15 protein-coding genes are annotated in these 19,686 nt (G+C 71.9%); 5 read left to right on the plus strand and 10 right to left on the minus strand.

All coding sequences use genetic code 11. The features are described 5' to 3' along the window. Positions 1–45: 45 nt before the first annotated feature. On the plus strand, positions 46–639 hold the full coding sequence (locus ACWDXC_RS31830) for a class I SAM-dependent methyltransferase (protein WP_449987869.1): 594 nt from the start codon (positions 46–48) through the stop codon (positions 637–639). Here the strand turns inward: ACWDXC_RS31830 and ACWDXC_RS31835 are convergent. The 4 genes from ACWDXC_RS31835 to ACWDXC_RS31850 form a co-directional block, all read right to left on the minus strand. Beyond that, positions 630–1,940: a hypothetical protein gene (locus tag ACWDXC_RS31835; protein ID WP_449987872.1), complete on the minus strand. Its 1,311-nt coding sequence runs from the start codon at positions 1,938–1,940 to the stop codon at positions 630–632. The genes ACWDXC_RS31830 and ACWDXC_RS31835 overlap by 10 nt on opposite strands. A gap of 11 nt (positions 1,941–1,951) precedes the next feature. Further along, a complete protein-coding gene (locus tag ACWDXC_RS31840) occupies positions 1,952–2,698 on the minus strand; it encodes an SDR family NAD(P)-dependent oxidoreductase (RefSeq protein ID WP_219500276.1) in 747 nt (248 codons plus the stop codon). A 67-nt stretch (positions 2,699–2,765) separates the two neighbouring features. Beyond that, entirely contained in the window at positions 2,766–3,620 is an 855-nt protein-coding gene (locus ACWDXC_RS31845; protein ID WP_449987875.1) for a helix-turn-helix transcriptional regulator, read from the minus strand. Between the two features lie 9 nt (positions 3,621–3,629). Next, positions 3,630–4,598, minus strand: a complete 969-nt coding sequence (locus ACWDXC_RS31850; protein WP_449987878.1) for a hypothetical protein — start codon at positions 4,596–4,598, stop codon at positions 3,630–3,632. 33 nt (positions 4,599–4,631) lie between these two features. Here ACWDXC_RS31850 and ACWDXC_RS31855 point away from each other — a divergent pair, with 33 nt between their 5' ends. Beyond that, on the plus strand, positions 4,632–5,063 hold the full coding sequence (locus ACWDXC_RS31855) for a MarR family winged helix-turn-helix transcriptional regulator (RefSeq protein WP_364177106.1): 432 nt from the start codon (positions 4,632–4,634) through the stop codon (positions 5,061–5,063). Here ACWDXC_RS31855 and ACWDXC_RS31860 read toward each other — a convergent pair. The 6 genes from ACWDXC_RS31860 to ACWDXC_RS31885 form a co-directional block, all read right to left on the minus strand. After that, positions 5,041–5,529 carry a DoxX family protein gene (locus tag ACWDXC_RS31860; RefSeq protein WP_449987881.1) on the minus strand — a complete coding sequence of 163 codons (489 nt, stop codon included), beginning with the start codon at positions 5,527–5,529 and terminating at the stop codon, positions 5,041–5,043. The genes ACWDXC_RS31855 and ACWDXC_RS31860 overlap by 23 nt on opposite strands. A gap of 79 nt (positions 5,530–5,608) precedes the next feature. Beyond that, on the minus strand, positions 5,609–8,722 hold the full coding sequence (locus ACWDXC_RS31865) for a DUF5722 domain-containing protein (RefSeq protein ID WP_449987883.1): 3,114 nt from the start codon (positions 8,720–8,722) through the stop codon (positions 5,609–5,611). 11 nt (positions 8,723–8,733) lie between these two features. Further along, positions 8,734–10,185: an ABC transporter substrate-binding protein gene (locus tag ACWDXC_RS31870; protein WP_219500263.1), complete on the minus strand. Its 1,452-nt coding sequence runs from the start codon at positions 10,183–10,185 to the stop codon at positions 8,734–8,736. Positions 10,186–10,234: 49 nt separating this feature from the next. Beyond that, on the minus strand, positions 10,235–11,059 hold the full coding sequence (locus ACWDXC_RS31875; RefSeq protein ID WP_219500261.1) for a carbohydrate ABC transporter permease: 825 nt from the start codon (positions 11,057–11,059) through the stop codon (positions 10,235–10,237). Next, the gene (locus tag ACWDXC_RS31880; RefSeq protein ID WP_308125605.1) at positions 11,056–11,946 is read right to left on the minus strand and encodes a carbohydrate ABC transporter permease; all 891 of its coding nucleotides are present in this window, start codon (positions 11,944–11,946) and stop codon (positions 11,056–11,058) included. The genes ACWDXC_RS31875 and ACWDXC_RS31880 overlap by 4 nt, the downstream gene beginning before the upstream one ends. Positions 11,947–12,116: 170 nt before the next feature. After that, positions 12,117–15,254, minus strand: a complete 3,138-nt coding sequence (locus ACWDXC_RS31885; protein ID WP_449987887.1) for a family 78 glycoside hydrolase catalytic domain — start codon at positions 15,252–15,254, stop codon at positions 12,117–12,119. Between the two features lie 182 nt (positions 15,255–15,436). Here ACWDXC_RS31885 and ACWDXC_RS31890 point away from each other — a divergent pair, with 182 nt between their 5' ends. The 3 genes from ACWDXC_RS31890 to proS all read left to right on the plus strand — a co-directional run bounded on the left by ACWDXC_RS31890 (position 15,437) and on the right by proS (position 19,616). Next, positions 15,437–16,471, plus strand: coding sequence for a LacI family DNA-binding transcriptional regulator (locus ACWDXC_RS31890; RefSeq protein ID WP_308125604.1), 1,035 nt, complete (start codon positions 15,437–15,439; stop codon positions 16,469–16,471). Positions 16,472–16,563: 92 nt separating this feature from the next. Next, positions 16,564–18,105: a DUF5722 domain-containing protein gene (locus tag ACWDXC_RS31895; RefSeq protein WP_449987890.1), complete on the plus strand. Its 1,542-nt coding sequence runs from the start codon at positions 16,564–16,566 to the stop codon at positions 18,103–18,105. A gap of 77 nt (positions 18,106–18,182) precedes the next feature. Next, positions 18,183–19,616: a proline--tRNA ligase gene (gene proS / locus ACWDXC_RS31900; protein ID WP_449987892.1), complete on the plus strand. Its 1,434-nt coding sequence runs from the start codon at positions 18,183–18,185 to the stop codon at positions 19,614–19,616. Positions 19,617–19,686: the final 70 nt, after the last annotated feature.

Raw genomic sequence — 19,686 nt, forward strand, 5'->3', positions numbered from 1 at the left:
TCTCCCATTTGACTTCAACCCGGCTTGAACCGCTTGGCTGAATTCATGCCAACCACGACATCCTGGATCGACGGCCGTTCCTACGACTCGCCCTTCACGCATCCGGTGGGGTGGGTGGGCCGGATGGCGGGCCGGTTCATGCTCTGGACGAATCGGCACCAGAAGGAGATCCTGCCCCTGGTCGCCGCCGGGCCCGGGCAGCGGGTCCTGGAGATCGGCTACGGCGCGGGCGGCCTGGCCCGGCTGCTCTGCGCGACCGGCGCGCGGGTGTGCGGCGTCGACCCGTCACCCGACATGCGCCTGCTCGCCGCCCGCCGCGCGCCCGCCGCCGACCTGCGGCTCGGCACCGCCTCCGACACCGGCTTCCCCGACCGGGCGTTCGACCGGGTGGTCTCGGTCAACACCGTGGCGATCTGGCCGGAGCTCGCCCCGGCCGTGCGCGAGCTGCACCGCGTCACCCGGCCGGGCGGCCGGGCGCTGATCGCCTGGCACGGCGGCTCCGCGCCGTCCCGGGTGGCGCGCGGCCTGCGCATGTCCGACGCCGACCTGGACCGGGTACGGGCCGCGCTCGGCGACGTGTTCGACCGGGTGGACCGGGAGGAGCTGTCCGGCCTCACGGTCTTCGTCGCTCACCGATAGTCGATCACCCGCTCGCTCCTGCCGGGGTAGACCATGACGAGGACGTGCTGCGGGGTCCACGCCTCCCAGTCGGGCTCGCGGTAGTGCACCCGGACCCGATAGCGGCCCGCGCCCCGGACGGCCAGGTTCGGCAGCCCCTCCCCGGACATGGCCTCCACCAGCTCCAGCACCCCGGTCGGGCTCTCGTAGCCGAGCTCCACGACCCGGTCCCAGCCCTTGGTCTCGACCGGCGGCCGGCGGTCGTACGCCTCACCGGTCAGGCAGTTGGTGTAGTCGGAGTGGGTGGTGATCAGCAGGTGGCCGCGCCGGGCGGCCACGAGCCCGTCGTCCTGGGCCCTGTTCAGCAGGTCGTCGTCCAGCGCCTCCTCGGTCTCGTCGGCCTCCATCACGCCGTAGTCGGTCAGCATGCGGTCGTGGGCCACGCGTACCGGCCTGATCCTCGGCCGGTGCCTGGCGCGGTCGCACACGGCCTGTTCGGCGGCCTCCTCCGCCTCCCAGGCGGCCTGGTCGGCGGCCTGGGCACGCCGCAGCACGTCGGCCGCCGGCGGGCAGATCGGGGCGATGGCGTACGCCTCCGTGGGCTCGCCGCGGAAGGCCGCGCACCGCTGCCGTCCGTAGGCGAGGGCGAGGTGGTCGCCCATCTTCGTGAACCTGCCGTCCTGGCGCAGCCCGCAGAGGTAGGCGCCCGTGCCGGACTCGCAGCCGCCGGTCGTGATGGGCCCCGGGGTCAGGTCGGCGGCGGGGAGGAACGCCAGCGCCCCCAGGGCCGTCGCTCCCGCCACACCCCGCCGGAACCACCGCGAACGCACCATCCTGCGCGTCCGGAGCCTGGGACCGCGCGCGGCGACCAGCACGCAGAGGGCGGCGATCGTGGGCGCGACGTCGTTCTGGAGGAAGAAGCGCGCTCCCTCGACGCCGCCCCACATCTCCAGGCACTGCCGGTCGATCGCCATGTCCACGCCGAACGCGATCAGGCCGTGGCCGTACAGGAGCAGGGTCGCCACCGCGGTCACCCGGGCCAGCACCCGCCCGATCCGGGGCCGCCCCAGCCGGGTCGTCAGCCAGTGCGCCCCGAAGGCCGCCACGATCAGCGGCGCCGCGTTGTACCAGAGCAGCGGCACCCGTTCCACCAGCGGCCACACCCTGTCCGGGATCTCCCAGCGCAGGTCGGCGCCGGGGCAGAACCCGCTGGAGAAGTATCCGAACGCCAAGGTCTCCCCGGTCAGCGACAGCAGGTAGGCGACCCCCGCCGCCGTCGCCGTCAGCGCGGCCGACCACCATAATCGTGATCTTCGAGTCATGCCCCCAGAACTTACCCCGCGACCCCGACAAGCCCGCCGTCCACGACGAGGTCCTGGCCGGTGATGTACGAGGCGTCGTCGGAGGCCAGGAAGGCCACGGCCGCCGCCACGTCCTCCGAGCGCCCCAGCCGCCCGAGCGCCACCTGGGCCGTGGCCGCCGCGGCGGCGTCGTCGTCCATGGCGCCCCGGAACATGGGCGTGTCGATGTACCCGGGGCTGACCGAGTTGACGCGGATGCCGCGCCCGCCGAGGTCGGCCGCGAGGGTGCGGGCCAGGTTGTGCACGGCGGCCTTGGTGGCCGAGTAGACGGACGCGATCGCCAGCCCGCGATGGAGGGTCCACGAGGCGTTGATCACCACGGAGGCGCCCGCGCCCATCAGCGGCAACGCCTTCTGCACGGTGAAGAACACGCCCTTGAAGTTGACGTCCACGGAGGTGTCGAAGTCCGCCTCGGTGAGGTCGGCGCTGGGGGCGAAGATGCCGACGCCCGCGTTGGCCACCACCACGTCCAGCCGCCCGAACCGCTCGGCGATCCGGCGCATCAGCTCGTCACGGTCTCCCGCGCTCGCCACGTCGCCGCGTACCGCGAGCACCCGGTCGCCGCCGTCGAGCTCCTTGACCGCCTGTGCCAGCCTGTCGTCGTCGCGGCCGGTGACGACCACGCTCGCCCCCTCGTCCAGGAGCCGCTTCGCCGTCGCCAGTCCCATGCCGCTCGTCGCGCCCGTGACCAGCGCGACCTTGCCGTCAAATCGTGTCATGGCTCGATTGTCGGGCGGCCTGGCGGACCCATCCAGACGCGGCTCAGCCTAGGTCTGGCACCACCAGTCAACCGGCCAGCCGCACCTGGCGGACGAGCAGGGTCAGCTTCTCCTCGGTGCCGGTGCCGGGCTGCGGGTTGTGCAGGAGCAGCCGGTGGTCGGGCCGTCCGGGCACCGGGACGCCGGTGAACTCGAAGACCAGCTCGCCGACCTCCGGGTGGGTGATCACCTTGACGCCCTGCGCGGTCTCGCCGACCTCGTGCTCGGCCCACAGCGCGGCGAACTCGGGGCTGGACTCCGACAGGTGGGCGGCCAGCCGGCCGAACTCCGGATCGTCCGGGTAGCGGGCCATGTCCCACCGGAACTGCCGCACCACGCCCGGCGCACCGGCGGCCCAGTCGCGGAACGCCGCCCGGTGGCGGGGGCTGGTGAAGAAGGCGATCAGGCAGTTGCGGTCCTCGTCCGCGTAGCCGAACACGGCCCGCGCGGCGTCGTTGACGGCGGCGAAGTTCCAGTGCCGGTCGAGCACGTACGCGGGCCGGGGCGACCACGCCTCCAGCACCCGCAGCAGCTCCTCGCGCAGCGGCTGACCGTCGTCGCCGGCCTCGCGGGGCGGCGGGTTGAGCCCGGCCAGCAGGTAGAGGTGCTCGCGTTCCATGGCGTCCAGCCGCAGCGCCCGGCTGACGGCGTCGAGCACGTCCCCGGACACCTGGATGTCGCGCCCCTGTTCCAGCCACGTGTACCAGGACACGCCGACGCCGGCGAGCACCGCGACCTCCTCGCGCCGCAGCCCGGGGGTCCGGCGCCGGCCGCCGCCGGGCATCCCGACCTCCTCGGGGGTCAGCCGGGCCCGCCGCGACCTGAGGAAGTCGCGCAGCTCCTCGCGCCGCCGCTGCTCACCGGCGGAGTGCAAAGGGGACATTCCTCAACCCTAGCCGCGCACGGCGGCGACCAGCCGCATCCCGCCCCAGAGCAGGGCGGCGAGCACCGCGACGAGCAGGTATTCGATGGCCGGGATGCGCACCACCTCGTCGAGGCTGCCCCAGCCCCGCACCGCGTAGACGGCCACGACGGCGGCCACGTAACCGGCCGCGAGCGCCCAGCGGGCCGGGACGCCGAGGCCGAGCCCGTGCATCTGGGTGAGGACGAACACGCCGAGGAAGCCGAACAGGAACATCGGCCACAGCCCGCCGGGCCCGGTGCTCATGACGGCGACCAGCGTGCCGTGCGCGGCGACCAGCAGCTCCAGGGTGAGCGTCCACCAGCGGTTCGTGTGGGCCCGGGTCAGGAAGAGGCTGCCCTGGAGCAGCAGCAGGAACATGTAGAAGAACCCGATCAGGTGCCCGCTGGTGGTCTCCATCGGGTGGTACCAGAACGTGTAGACGGCGGCCCAGCTGAACAGGTAGCCGTGGTAGCGGCGGGCGAAGTCGACGACCCCGGCGGAGATCGGCGCGGGCCGGCCGGCGAACAGGCCGCGGCGGCGGTTCTCCATGAGCAGGACCACGACGAGCAGCAGCACCACCGAGCCCTGCGAGCTGAAGATCGACACGTCCTGGGCGAGACCGTCGTAGAACACCTGGGTCTGGAGCTGGTGCAGCACGATGAAGCCGAAGTTGACCGCCAGCGCCACCACGTTGACCCGGTGGAGCCCGGAGGTGTAGCGGCGGACGCGGGTCTGCGCGTAGTAGATGACGCCCCAGAGCGCGAGCTGGTGTCCGGCGTAGCCGAGCCAGGCCGACAGGCGGGTCCAGACGGTCGGCTCGGGCAGCTTCCAGTAGTACCAGGCCGCGCCCTGGTCGGGCAGGAGCGCGACCTGGAGGCGCTGCCCCGCCACCCAGACCAGGCCCGTCAGCACGGCGCTGGCCACGACTCCCCAGAGCACGACCCGATTGCTCAGCATGCTGAACATTATGAACTACGGGACAATGTGCCGGTGGACGAGGGAGAGGCGATCCGCGGCGACATCGCCGCCTGGCCGACCGGGCGCCTGCTGTCGGTGGCGGCCCGCGTCGTGGAGGGGCGCTTCCACGCGTTCCTGGAGGCGCACGGCCTGACCCACGCCGGGCTGATCGCCCTGCACCACCTGGCGGCGGGCCCGCTCTCGCAGCGGGAGATCGCGGCGCTGTGCCGGGTGACCGACCAGACGATGAGCCGCACCGTCGAGCACCTGTGCCAGGCCGGCCACGTCGAGCGCCACCCAGACGACCGCGACCGCCGCCGCATGCTCGTACGGATCACCGAAGCGGGCGCCGCCGCACTGGCCGCCGCCCGCCACGAGGAACGCGCTTCCGAGCACCTGATGGGCTCCCTTGACGATTACGACTGGTTCCGCGAGCAGTTGATCAAGCTGATCGCAGCCGGCTGACCATCGGGAGCCGATGGGCGTCGGCCGCCCACAGCGCGACCGCGATGTAGAGCACCTGCTCCGGCACGCGCAGCCACAGGGGTGAGGCGTCCGGCACGTCGGCGACGGCCGCGTAGACGTTGGCCGGCAGCACCAGCAGGAAGAACAGCGCCAGGCAGAGCCCAGCGGCCCGCCGGGTGGCGCCGAGCACCAGTCCGGCCGCGCCCGCCAGCTCCAGCACGCCCGTCGCGTACACCATGAAGCTCGGGAACGGGACGAACGGCGGCATCATGGCGACCATCGACGCGTGGTTGGGCATGAACGTGACGCCCGCCGGGACGAAGTGGGCGCTGGCGGTGAGGACGAGCATGACCGCGAGCCCGTGCGCCGCGCTGACCTTCCAGGTGGCGAAGCGGCGGACGCCGAGCGCGCCCAGCAGCCTGAACAGCAGGAGCGCCCCGACCAGGACGCCGATGACGATGAACATGATCGATCCTCCCCTTGGATAGTGGCACTATCCAGTGATGAACTAGACAGTAGCACTATCCAAAAGGGGGAACAAGGGGTCAGGAGATGCTGCGGCCCTCCACGGCGTCGAGCAGCAGCGGTGAGGCGCCGGCGTCGCCGCGGACGCCGAAGCCGTAGCGGTAGCCGGCCCGCACGTCCGGGTCCGACAGCTCGGGCAGGTGCTCCAGCGTCGCCACGATGACCAGCTCCCAGCCCGATCCGGTGTCGGCGTACATGGCGGCCCGGTCACCCACCAGCGACAGCGCGAACCGGCCGCCGTCCGGGATCGTCACGCCCTGCTTGATGCCGAACACCGCCAGCCCGCCGGGCACCTGCGGCCCGCGCACCTCGAAGCCGGCGAACTTCTGCGTGTTCACGTAGAACGCCACCACGTCCGTTTTGCCGTCCTTGACGAGGCCCGTGTAGACGGTGTCCATGTCGGTGGAGTCGCCCTGGAACTTCCGGATGGTGATGGCCGTGCTGAACGCCGGGTTGCGCGGCGACACGCCCGACGACAGCAGCCCGAACCAGCCCGCCGTCGCGTTGCCCGCCGACAGCGCGCCGTCCGCGTAGCTCACCCGCGGCAGCTCCTTGTTCTCCGGCTCCACCCGGTGCACCTGGTAGTCGCCGGCCGTGTCGAAGCCGTCGGCCAGCTCCTGGTTGGCGAAGGCGTCGGGCGCGGGCGGCACGTAACCGGCCTCCGGCGGCAGCCGGAACGTCACCCGGTGCTCCTGCCGCAGGTAGGACGCGCACACGACCGGATACTCCCGGTCGGCGGGCCCGTACGCGGTCAGCTTCGTGTCGAACGTGCGGCTCGCGCCGGCGCGCAGGCCGGTGACGCGCAGCGCCGCCGGGTCGACGGTGACGCCGTCGCAGGCCGTGAGCCTGACCTGGCCGGCCATCGGCAGCACGTCGCGGTTGGTCACGGTGAAGGTGACCGTGGAGCCGACCAGGCCGCGCTCGGCCGTGGCGGCGGTGATCTCGACGTTGCGCCGGTCCGGGGCGGGCAGCGCGGCGGCGGCCAGGCTGAGCCTGTCGATCTCGTACGAGCCGGCCCAGTCGGAGCCCACCGAGCCGCGTACCCACACCTTGACGCGGGAGATCGCGTCACGCGCGGCCCAGCGGGACAGGTCGAGCGTGAGCCTGTTCCAGCCGCGCGCGGGGTCGATCGCGCCCACGCCCTCCGCCACGGCGCCGTCGCGCCCGTACACGCGGATCTTGGCGGAGAACGCGTTGCCCGGCTTGAAGCCGTCGTCGGCGCTGTCCGGCACCCGGATCGACACCGAGAGCCGCGCGGTGCGCGAGGCGTCGAGCGGCTTGCCGAACAGCACGTCGGCGCCCTTGTACGACTTCGCGTACTGGGACCAGCCGGGCAGGTCGCGGTCGAAGCGGACGCGCAGCGCGTGCCCGCCGTCGGCGGCCACCCGCTCCACGGCGGCGGCGTTGTCCGAGGGCCGCCAGCCGTCCGTGCCGGTCTCGAAGCCGGACACCACCCGCTCGGCCACCGGCTTGGCGTCGAGCTGCGCGCCGACCGTCACCGGCGGCTTGCGGACCGCCAGCTCGGCCGGGTCGAACCCGGGGATGACGTCCTTCCAGTCGGAGATCCCGATGATCTCCTTGGCGAACTCGGTCACCTCCAGCGACCGCGCGGTGTCGATGGCGGCGAACACCTCGTGCACCGGCTTGCGCTCGCCCGCGTTGGACGGCGAGGCGTGCTCCTCGTCCCACGTCCACAGGCCGAGCCGCAGCCCGCCCTCCTGCTTGTGGTCGACGTGCCGGTGCAGGATGAACGAGTCGATCCCGTCGGCGAAGGCGACCTTGTAGTACGCGTACGCATAGGCCGCGGCCTGGAGCCTCAGCTCCTTCGCGGTGTAGTCCTGCGAGTTCAGGCCCTGCTCCGACAGGATCACCCGCCGTCTCTCACCGCCGTACGTGAGGTGCTCCTGGGCGAGGTAGCGCGGCAGCAGCTCGATGTTCTTGAACGTGATCCGCATCGTGTCGAAGCTGTCCGTGGCGGTCTTGTCCTGCCAGAACGCCGGATTGAACAGGTTCTCCGGATACGGGTGGTAGGCGATGTGCCAGTCGAAGTCGCCCTGCCGCTTGGTCAGCGCGTTGAGCCCGTCGACCACGTCGCGGCCCTTGTAGGTGTACTTCGGGTCGTCGTTGGCCGCGCCGGTCCAGAAGTGCGTGAGCGAGGTGTAGACGCGGGCGGCGGCGTCGGACTTGCGCACGGCCTGCCAGGTCAGCCGCATCGCGCGGGCGTACTGGTCGAGGAAGACGTCACGGTCCTGCGGGCCCATGTTGTACCAGAACTGCTGGGCGTCGATCTCGTTGCCGACGATCCAGCCCCACGCCCTGCCGTACTGGCCGTCGGCCCGGCTGTAGCGCTGGGCGAAGAACTCCATCGCGGCGGTGAAGTGCGCCTCGCCCTCGGCCGTCTTGGTGTTGAACGCGTAGACGGTGCCCTTGCCGAGCTCGGCGTCGGGGTGGATGAGCGTGCGGGCGGCCGAGTTCGGCGCGGTGCTGTTGTAGACGAGCACGATCAGGTTGACCAGGACGCCGTTGTCCGACAGCGGTTTGACCTGGGAGTCCACCCCGGCGACGGCGCCCCGGTCGAAGTAGTAGGTCCTGCCCTGCGAGACGAACTCGATGGTGTTGCCCGGCGCGCCGGGGCCGGACATCATGACCGAGTCGAGGGCCAGGTTGATGCCCGCGTGCTGGACGCCGATCTCCTCGGCGTCATCGGTCATCTGCACCTGCAGACCCTTTTTGGACGAAATTTCGGGATAAGGGGTCTGACTGGTGGGCCGGAACGTCAGCTTGTCGGCGTAACGCACCTCGCCCAGCGGCCCGTCCGCCCCCACCGCGACGAACTTGTCGTGCAGGCGGTCCTGCTCCCCCTCCATCCGGGGCACCTCGACGCGGAACTCGCCCGCCTCGACGCTCGCCACCGGCTCCTCACCCTCGTGGCCGTCCTGCCAGGTGTCCAGCGCGTACAGCCGGGCGGGCCCGGAGGCGGTGCCGGTGACGGTGACCGTGCTCTCGCCGACCTCCACCCCGGTCACCCCGGTCACCCCGGTCACCCCGGTCACCCCGGCAGCCGCCGCCCGCGCGGGCAGGCCGGCGAACAGCATCGGCACGGCCAGCGCGAAGGCCGTCAATAAGCGCAGCATCCCATCTCCTCCTACTTCGCCCAGTCCTCGTCGCCCCAGGCGTTCTTCTTGATGCCGGCCTCGACGCCGCGGTCCCACCACTTCGCCAGGTCGTCCAGCTCCTCCTCCAGCGACCGCTCGCCGAGCAGGTAGCCGTCGAACACGTCGCGGAACGAGGTCCCCTCGGGCCCGCCGGGCAGCCCGGTGACCCGGAACGTCTTGCCCCACTCGCCCTCCAGCAGCCCGGCGGTCTCGGGCGACGGCTCGACGCCCTCGATCGCGGGCAGGCCGCCGGTCGCGTCCAGCCACGGCTTGATCGCCGGGGAGCTCATGTACTGCAGGAACTTGACCGCCGCCGCGTACTTCTCGCCCTTGACCGTCGACGGGATCATGTAGCTGGTGCCGCCGATCGAGGCGCCGTAGCGGGCCGGGGCGTCGCTCGACAGCGGCGTGGTGGCCTTGGTGATGGTCGGGAACGGCATCGTGGCCAGCGGGAACTTCGCGTCCGCCTTCAGCGCCTCGACGGCGAAGTCGGTGCCCCACGACATGGCCGCCTTGCCGGCCACGAAGTCGCGGTAGCCGACCGTCGCGCCGCCGTCGGCCACGCCCGTCCAGTTGGGCGTGCCGCAGTCGAAGAACTCCTTGTAGAGCTTGAGCGCCTCGGCGACCTCGGGCGTCTTCGTGCTGAGCGTGCCCTCCTTGATCGCCTTGCTGAGCGACTTCTCCGTCACCAGGGGCGCGACGGTGGCCTTGCCGGGCTTGCCGGTGGCGTCGAAGAAGTTCCACTCGTCGTGGTACTTGTCGACGAGCTGGGTGCTGATCGACTCCCAGGTCCAGCCCACGGCCATGCCGCCCTTGTCGAGCGCGACGGGGTCGTAGCCGGCGTCCTTCAGCTTCTTGCAGGCGCTCCTGAAGTCCTCCCAGGTGGCCGGCGGCCCGTCGAGGCCGGCCTTGGCGAAGGCGTCCTTGTTGTAGAACAGGCCGATCGCGACCAGGTTGAACGGGATGTACTCCAGCTTCCCGCTCTCCTTGCTGAGCGCCTTGGCGACGCCGGGGCCGAAGTAGTCCTTCTTGAACACGTCGAGCCAGCGCTGGTTGCCCGGCACGTACGGGTTGGGCTTCTGGAGCTCGGCGTCGAGGGCGTGCACCTCGTGCGCCTTGTGCGGCGGCTGGTTGAAGACGAGTTCGGGCGCGGTTCCGGCGGCGAGCTGGGTGGTGATCGTCTGGGAGAAGCCGTCGAGGGGCAGCACCTGGGTCCTGACCTCGATGCCGGGCTCGCGCTTCTCGAAGGAGTCGACGATCGCCTCCCAGGCGGGGCCGAAGGTGCTGCCGCTGGAGTTCCACTGGTTGGGGCCGGCCAGGGTGATCGTGACCTTGCCGTCGGCGCCGGTCGCGCCCTTGTCGCCGGTCCCCAGCAGGCCGCAGCCTGTCAGGGCGAGCAGCATGGCGGCGCCCGCCAGCCCGCTCTTGGGGGGTGTTCTCATGAGAGCTGGGTCCTTTCGTGGTTGATACGTTTCAAACAACCGCATGACCTCACTTGCCGGAGACGATGCCGCCCTGGATGCCGGCCAGGAACCACTTCGACAGGAACGTGAACAGCGCCAGCAGCGGCAGGCTGGCCAGCACGTATCCGGCGAACAGCGGCCCCCACTGCTGCACGTTCTGGTTGGCGAAGAACGCCAGGCCGGCCGGGATCGTCCGGAACTCGTCGGTCTGCACGGTGAGCAGCGGCCAGAAGTAGTCGTTCCACACGCCCAGCACGGTCATCAGCGCCACCGTGCCGATGACCGGCCGGGCCAGCGGCAGCATGAAGGCCAGGAACAGGCGGACGCCGCCGGCCCCGTCCACCCGCGCCGCCTCGAAGATCTCCTCGGGGATCTGCGCCATGTAGGTGCGCATGATGACGATCCCGAACACCGTGTTGCCGGTGACGTGCGGGATGATCAGCACCAGCCGGCTGTCCAGGATGCCCAGGTCGCGCATCAGCACGAACAGCGGGATCAGGCTGGTGATCGACGGCACCATGAGCAGCGCCGCGATCAGCCCGAACAGCGCGCCGCGGCCCGGGAAGCGGTAGCGGGCGAAGACGAACGCGGCGGCGGGGGCCAGCACCAGCGTGCCCGCGATGGCCAGCCCCGCCACCACGAACGAGGTGAACAGGTACGGGCTGACCTGCTCCCAGGCCACCGCGTAGTTGTCCAGGTGGACCGGCCAGGCCGGCGACCAGTAGCTGGCGAAGAACTGCTCGTTGTCCTTGACCGAGGCGGCCAGCATGAACAGGTACGGGAACAGCCCGGCGAAGGCGAGCACCGACAGTGCCGCGCCGGCCACCAGGTTGGTCCTGCGCGTGCGGCTCACGCTCCCGCCTTCCTGCCGAGAACCAGCGAGACCAGGCTCACGCCGAGCGTCAGCGCGAACAGGACGGTGCCGAGCGTGGCGGCGTAGCCCCAGCTCGTGTCCAGGAAGGCGGCGTCGAGCATGCGCAGCACCGGCACCTGGGTGGCGTTGTCGGGGCCGCCCTTGGTCATGATGTGCGCCTGCATGCCGTACTGGAGCACCGAGATCACCGCCAGCACGAACAGCAGCTTGACGTCGCGCAGCATCATCGGCAGGTCGATGCTCCAGAAGCGGCGCAGCCGCCCGGCCCCGTCGACCTCGGCGGCCTGGTAGATCTCCGCGGGCACGTTCTGCAGGGCCGACAGGAAGACCAGGAACGGCAGGCTCGCCACCCAGGGGAAGCCGATCGTCATCAGCGCGACCAGCGCGGTGTCGGGGTCGCCGATCCAGTTGGCGGCCACCCCGTCCAGTCCCACCGCGCGCAGCAGGCTGTTGATGACGCCGTCGCGCGGGTCGTACATGAACTGCCACAGCAGCACGTTGACCACCGCGGGGAAGGCGAGCGGGAGGATGAGCAGCGTGCGGAAGACGAAGCGCAGCCGCTCGCTCGACAGCGACATCACCAGCTCGGCGGCCAGCAGCGGGAACACCCACATGAGCGTGACGGCCCAGACGAAGATGACGCCGATGTTGCGGAACGAGGCCCACCACAGGTCGTCGCCGAGCATCGTGAGGTAGTTCTCGAAACCGACGAAGGGCGACTCGAAGCCCGGCCGCCACTCGAAGAGCGAGTGGACCATGCCGTTCAGCGCGGGGTAGTACGCGAACGCCGCGAGCAGGGCGAACGTGGGGAGGAGAACGAGATAGACGCCCCACGGGAGCCGGCGGCGCGCCTTTGTGCTGGTCACGATGGAACTGCCTCTCACCTTGCCGTGTCCTGCGTTGATTTGAACGTTTCAGACACGTTTCGAGTCTCGCGATCCCCTCTATTTGTGTCAATAGCCTGGGATAACGGTTTGTTCACCGTGGCCGCCCAAAACCCGACATTTCGGGATGTACGGGCGGCCATGGTGAAACGTTAAAACGTCCGGAACGCGTACGTGCCGGAGCCCACCCGGAACACCGATCCGCCCTCGTCGCCGGGCCGGTCGAACAGCACGCCCGGCGACTCCGCCACGGGCGCCCCGCCCTCGGTCACCCGCTCGGGCGGCGCCGGCACGTGCACCTCGGCGCGCGTGCCGGGCGGCAGCACCACGTCCAGCGCGAAGCCGTCGTCCCCCTGCCGCCAGGCGACCTCCACCCGGCCGTGCCGGGTGCGGTGCGCGGTGCGCGCCCAGGTGATGCCGCCGCCCGGGCGCGGGCGCACCACGACGTCGGCGTAGCCGGGCGACCCGGCGGCCAGCCCGCCGACCGTGCGGTACATCCAGTCGCCGACGGCCCCGTACGCGTAGTGGTTGAAGGAGTTCATGCCCGGGTCCTGCAACCCCCGGTGGTGGCTCCAGGAGTCCCAGCGCTCCCACATCGTCGTCGCGCCGCCGTGCACGACCGGGTAGAGCCACGACGGGAACGTGTCCTGCGTCAGCAGCCGGTACGCCACGTCCAGCCGCCCGGTCGAGGTGAGCGCGTCCAGCAGGAACGGCGTGCCGAGGAAGCCCGTCGACAGGTGGCCGCCGCGCGCCTCGATGTCGCCGGCCAGCCGCGCGGCGGCCCTGGGCAGCTCGTGCTCCTCCAGCAGCCCGGCCGTGATGGCCAGCACGTACGCGGTCTGCGTCCCGCTCGCCACCACGCCGGGCCCCTCGACGAAGGCCGCGCGGAACGCCTGCCGGACGCGCCCGTACAGCTCCAGGCAGGCCCGCTCGTCCTCGTCCCGGCCGAGCGCGGCGGCGAGCCCGGCGAGCTGCCGCGCCGACAGCGCGAAGATGGCGGTGCCGACGAGCCGCTTGGGCGTCTCGGCGCCGATCGACAACCAGTCGCCGAACCCCTCCTCGGGGAAGACGCCGTTGCCGGAGCGCTGCTCCAGGTACGCCAGCCAGCGCAGCATCGGCTCGAAACAGGCGGCGACCACCCCGGCGTCGCCGCGCAGCCGGTGCAGCGCCCACGGCAGCATCACCAGCGCGTCACCCCAGCCGGGCGAGCCCGCCTCCTTGGCGTTGGGCGACAGCCCGCGCCCCGACAGCACGTCGGGCGCCACGTGCGTGACCGCGCCGTCGTCGGCCTGCGCGTCGACCACGTCGGCCAGCCAGCTCCGCAGGAAGGCGGCGGCGTCGTAGTTGAACAGCGCGGTGGGCGCGAACGCCCAGATGTCGCCGGTCCAGCCCAGCCGCTCGTCACGCTGCGGGCAGTCGGTGGGGACGGCCACGAAGTTGCCCCGCTGCCCCCACACGATGTTGCGCTGCAGCTTGTCCAGCCGCTCGTCGGAGCAGGCGAACTCGCCCGCGGGCTCCATCGCGGCGTGGGCCACCCGGGCGGTGAGCTCCGCCGGGGCCTCGCGCAGCCCGGACACCTCGACGTAGCGGAAGCCGTGGAAGGTGAAGCGCGGCTCGAACGTCTCCGCCCCGTCTCCGCGCGGCAGGAACTCGTCCGTCGCCCGCGCCGAGCGCAGGTTGGCCAGGTGCAGCCCGCCCTCGTGGTCGAGCACCTCGGCGTGGCGCAGCACCACCGGCCGGTCGCGCCCGGCGCGGCCGGTCAGCCGGACCCAGCCGACCAGGTTCTGCCCGAAGTCGGCGATCCACACGCCCGGCCGCCGCTCCCACACGGCCACGGGCTCCAGCTCCTCGTGCACCCGGATCGGCGGCGCGACGGCGGCGGTCAGGCGGCCCGAGGGCGGGCTCACCGGCACCGCGGGCGCCCAGCCGGAGTCGTCGAACCCGGCCGCCGTCCAGCCGAGCGGCTCGGCGGCCAGGTCCTGCCGCTCGCCGTTCTGCAGGTCGGCGTAGCGGATCGCGCCCGACCCGGCCCGCCAGTCGCGATCGGTGCACAGCCGCGTCACGCTGCCGTCGTCGTGCAGGATCTCCAGCTCGGCGCGGAAGGCGAGCCGCCTGCCGTACTGGAAGGACCCGAACCAGCTGATGTGGCCCGCGTACCAGCCGTCGGCCAGGACCGCGCCGATCGCGTTGCGCCCCTCCGACACCAGCGCCGTCACGTCATAGGTCTGGTACGTGACGCGGTGGCGGTAGTCGGTCCAGCCGGGGGCCAGGTGGTCGGCGCCGACCCGGGTGCCGTTCAGGTGCACCTCGTAGACGCCGAGCGCGGTGGCGTACAGCCTGGCCCGGCGCACCGGCGACGGCACGCCGAACTCGCGGCGCAGGTAGGGGCTGGGCCGGTCGCCGATCGGCTCGCGGCCGTGCGGCGGGTCGCCGTGCAGGCCCACCTCCTCGGCCAGCGACCATCCGGAGTCGTCGTAGCCCGGCTGCTCGAACCCGTCGCCGGGCTCGTCGCTCGCCCGCCACCGGCCGCCGGACGTGACGGTCACCGCGCTCTCCCCGGCCACCGGCACGAGCTGCGGCAGCACCGGCCGGCCCTCGACCACGACCTCCAGTCGCACGCACAGCCCGGACCCGGCGGCCCTGATCGCGAGCACGTTCTCGCCCGAGGCGACCAGGTCACCGGCCTCGGCCACGAACGCGCCGTCGCGTGTCTCCCCCGCGACCGGCTCGCCGTTCAGGTACGCCTCGACCGCCGTGCCGCCGCCGATCACCAGCGACGCCGACAGCGGCCTGGCCCCGCCCGGCACGGTGAACCGGGTCCGGAACGCCCCGCTCTCCGAGGGCGACGGGCCGAGCGGCCCGGCCACCCAGACGCGCGGCACGTTCTCCAGCGACGGCAGCCGCTCCGAGCCGGGCACGGAAGGTGTGCCGATCCAGCCGGCCGTCCAGCCGCCGGCGTCGCCCAGCCCGGTCTCGAACCAGTGCGCCGGGCTCCACGCCGACCACGCGCCGCTCTCGTCGGCCACCCTGACCCGCCAGTGGTAGCGGGTCCGCGGCCGCAGCTCCGTCCCGCCGTACGGGATGTCGTACGTCGCGGCCGAGGTCACGTCGCCGCTGTCCCAGACCAGCTCGGCCCCGTCGTCCACCGGGTCGCCCTCGCGCGCCACGATCAGCCGGTACGCGCTCTGCGCCCGCCCGCGGCCGGGGCCGGTGAGCCGCCAGGAGAAGCCGGGCGCACGCACGTCCAGGCCCAGGGGCTCGCTCAGCCCTTCCACCCGCGGATCGGTCACGGCGAGATGCATTGGACTCCCAAGCTAGTTGAAACATTTCAATATCTGCGCACCGTAAACAGCCCGAGGTCTCCGCGTCAATGCCCGCTCCCCCAGGTCCGACCTGACGGTGCGGTCGGCTGAAACATTTCAACAGGTAGACTGGACGCTTCCAGCCAGGTGACCAGAAGGGCTTTCCCCCGGTGACCGACATCCACAGGCCGGCCGAGCGCCGCCGGCTCAGCATGGTCGACGTCGCGGCCCACGCCGGCGTGTCCGTGGGCACGGTCTCCAACGTGCTCAACCGGCCCGAGCTGGTCGCCGAGCCGACGCTGCGCCGGGTGCGCGCCTCCATCAAGGCGCTCGGCTTCGTGCCCAGCGCGCCCGCCCGGCAGTTGCGCGGCGGCTCCGGCCGCTCGGTGGGCGTCATGGTGCGCGACATCGGCAACCCGTTCTTCTCCGAGGTGCTGCCCGGCATCGAGACCAGGCTCTCGCAGGAGCAGCTCCTGCTCGTGCTCTGCAGCTCCGGCGACTCGATCGAGAAGGAAGCCCACTACCTGCAGATCCTGGAGCAGCACCGGGTGCCCGGCATCCTCATCACGCCCGCCGGGCAGGACATCTCCCACCTGGTCGAGCTGCGCCGGCGCGGCATCGGCATGGTGCTGCTCGACCGGCCGGGCGCCGACTCCCAGCTGTGCGCGGTGGCGGTCGACAACGTCCGGGGCGGCGAGCTGGCCGGCGCGCACCTGCTGTCGCTGGGCCACCGGCGCATCGCGTTCCTCAACGGGCCGCCGATCGTGCGGCAGTGCGCCGACCGCAGGGAAGGGCTGGTCAAGGCGGTGCGCGCGGCCGGGCTCGACCCCGACGAGGTGATCACCGAGATCACGCTGCCCGCGCTCACCCCACGCGAGGGTGAGGCCGCGCTGGAGCGGCTGCCGGCGCGCGGCGGGCCGACGGCGCTGTTCTGCGTCAACGACACGGTGGCGCTGGGCGCGCTGCGCGGGCTGGAGCGGCGCGGCGTCTCCGTTCCGCACGACATGGCGGTCATGGGCTACGACGACGTGGAGTTCGCGGCGCTGCTGTCGCCGGCGCTGACCTCGGTGCGCCAGCCGAAGCACCAGCTCGGCCAGGCCGCCGCCGAGCTGCTGCTGACCGACGCGCGGGGCGACTCGGGCCACTGGCACCAGGAGATCGTCTTCCAGCCGGAGCTCATGGTCAGGGCGTCGACGAGCGGCTAGGCACGTTTCAAAACCGATCCCCGCAGCAAAACGGGTCTTGTCGGGCTGCCTTCTGGGCGTCATTGTTGAGACGTTTAAATCCAGGAGGTCCCATGCGTTGGCTCGTCGCCTTCCTCTTACTCCTCGTCGCCGCCGTCCCCGCTGACGCCACAGCCGCGTTGCCGTACCCGACCCGCTCCGACTACCGCATCAAGGGCCTCCAGCCGGACTTCTGGCCCGACAAGAACGAGATATCCGGCAACAACGCCGGCGGCGTCGCCATGAACCTCGTCTGGTCCGACTGGGAGCCCAGCGTCAGGACCCCGCCGTGCGCCACGGGCGCCCAGGAGTTCGGCGGACGCTGCTACACCGTCAACGCCGCCGTCGACTCCGCCGTCAAGGACTGGACCGCCCGCGGCCTCGTCGTCACCGCCGTCGTCTACGGCACCCCCGCCTGGGCGCGGCAGGGCCGCACCTGCACCCCGCACGCCCCCGGCTTCGAGAAGTTCTGCGTGCCGAACGACCCCGCCGAGTACGGCCGCTTCGCCGGCATGCTCGCCCAGCGCTACGACGGGCAGCACGGCAACGGCCGCATCGCCGACTTCGTCGTCATGAACGAGGTCAACAGCAACATCTGGTTCGACATCGGCTGCGGCCAGGGCACGCCCTGCGACACCACCGCCTGGCTCGACGCGATCGCCGCCACGTACAACGCCGCCTACGACGCCGTCATGGCCCAGCAGCCCACCGCCAAGGTCCTCACCTCGCTCGACCACTACTTCGGCACCGCCTACGACCGGCCCGCCGCGCACGAGGCCATGCTGTCGGGCATGACCGTGCTCAAGGGCCTGGCCGCCCGGGCGGGCAACCGGGCCTGGCGCGTCGCCTACCACCCGTACCCGCCGAACCTGCTGGCGCCGCAGTTCTCCGCCGACGACTTCCCCCGCGTCACCTACGGCAACATCGGCGTGCTCGTGGGCTGGCTGCGGCAGCAGTTCCCCGGCACGCCCTCGGCCTGGCAGGTGCAGCTCACCGAGAGCGGCGTCAACTCCCTGTCGCCCTCGTCGGAGGCCGCCCAGGCCACGCAGCTCTGCAACAGCTTCCGCAACGTCCTCGGCACCCCGGGCATCGAGAGCTACATCTGGCACCGCATGACCGACCACCCGGACGAGACGGCCGCCGGCCTCGGCGTGGGCCTGCGCCGTACCGACGGCTCGGCCAAGCCCGCCTGGGCGACCTGGGCGCTGGCCAACCGCGCCGACCTGTCGCCGCCCCGGCTGTCGTGCGGGTTCGAGCTGCTGCCTCACACCCAGCTCCGGCGCGGCTACGACCCGGCCAAGGGGCACGTGGCCACCTCCCGGCTGCTGCCGCCCGGCTTCACCCAGGAGCGCGTGTGGAAGCTGCTGCGCAACCAGGCGGCCGGCACCGTGCCGCTGTACGAGTGCAAGGTCGCCGCGCACACCATGCTCACCCGTGACCCGGGCTGCGAGGGCCAGTTCGCGATGGGGCCGGTCGGCCACATCCACACGAGCCAGGTGCCCGGCTCCGTCGCCCTGCACCGGTGCCGTTCGGCGGGCGGCGACCACCTCGTCACCGACCAGGCCGGCTGCGAGGGCCTCATCCACGAGCAGGTCCTGGGCTACGCGCTGACCTGACCCTCGGGCCGGGCGCGCACCCTAGCAGCGGGCCGGAGCGCCGAAAATCCCTGGACAGCGCCCGATATTCTCTGTGGATGGGACGTGATGAACGCGGTGTGACACCTCAGAGCGAGGACTTCTCTGCCTGGTACAACGAGCTGGTCGCCAAGGCCCAGCTGGTGGACCGGGGGCCGGCGAAGGGCACCATGGTCATCCGACCGTATGGCTACCGGCTGTGGGAGCTGCTCCAGGGGGAGCTGGACCGGCGGATCAAGGACACCGGTCACGAGAACGCGTACTTCCCGCTGCTGATCCCGGAGAGCTACCTGCAGCGCGAGGCCCAGCACGTCGAGGGCTTCTCGCCGGAGCTCGCGGTCGTCACCCACGCGGGCGGCAAGGAGCTGGAGGAGCCGCTGATCGTCCGGCCGACCTCCGAGACGATCATCGGCGAGATGATGGCCAAGTGGATCTCCTCCCACCGTGACCTGCCGCTGCTGCTCAACCAGTGGGCCAACGTGGTGCGCTGGGAGATGCGGCCTCGGATGTTCCTGCGCACCACGGAGTTCCTCTGGCAGGAGGGCCACACGGCGCACGCCGACCGGGACGACGCGATGCGCGAGACGATGCTGGCCCTCGACCTCTACGCCGAGGTGGCGCGCGACATCGCGGCGCTGCCGGTGGTGCCGGGCGAGAAGACCGCCGGGGAGCGGTTCGCGGGCGCGGAACGCACGTTCACCATCGAGGCCATGATGCGTGACGGCAAGGCGCTCCAGGCGGGCACCTCCCACTACATGGGGACGAACTTCGCCGAGGCGTTCGACATCCGCTACACCGCCGAGACGGGCAGGCAGGAGACCTGCCACACGACGTCCTGGGGCATGTCGACCCGGATGATCGGCGGCGTGATCATGACGCACGGCGACGACAAGGGCCTGGTGCTGCCGCCCCGGCTCGCGCCGCACCAGGTGGTGATCGTGCCGATCGGCCGGGGCGACGAGGTGCCGGCGGCGGCCCGTGACCTCGCCGGGCGGCTCCGGGCGGCCGGGGTGCGGGTGCACGTCGACGACCGCGCCCACCTGTCGCCGGGTTACCGGTTCAACGACTGGGAGCTGCGCGGGGTGCCGGTCCGGCTGGAGCTCGGGCCGCGCGACCTGGAGTCCGGCACGGTGGTCATGGTCAAGCGGCTCGGCGACGAGGGCAAGCAGCAGATCCCCCTCGACTCGGCCGCCGAGGTGCTGCCGGGGGTGCTGGACGACTTCCAGGCGTTCCTGCTGCGGCGGGCCACCGAGTTCCGCGACGCCCACACGCGGGCGGCCGGCGACTGGGGCTCGTTCACCGATGCCGTCGCCTCGGGCTGGGCGCTGGCCCCGCACTGCGGCGAGCCCGCCTGTGAGGACGACATCAAGGCCGAGACCGGCGCGACGCCCCGGTGCGTCCCGCTCGACGGGGCCGCCGAGACCGGGGTCTGCGTGCGCTGCGGCCGGCCCGCCGCCTACGGCAAGCGGGTGGTCTTCGGCCGCTCCTACTGACCGGGCCGGCCTCCCGGGATCGGGCGGTAGTGACCAGAACTGCTAGTGTGGTCACTACCTCGATCCCGGG

This window comes from Nonomuraea sp. NPDC003214 (assembly GCF_053590035.1).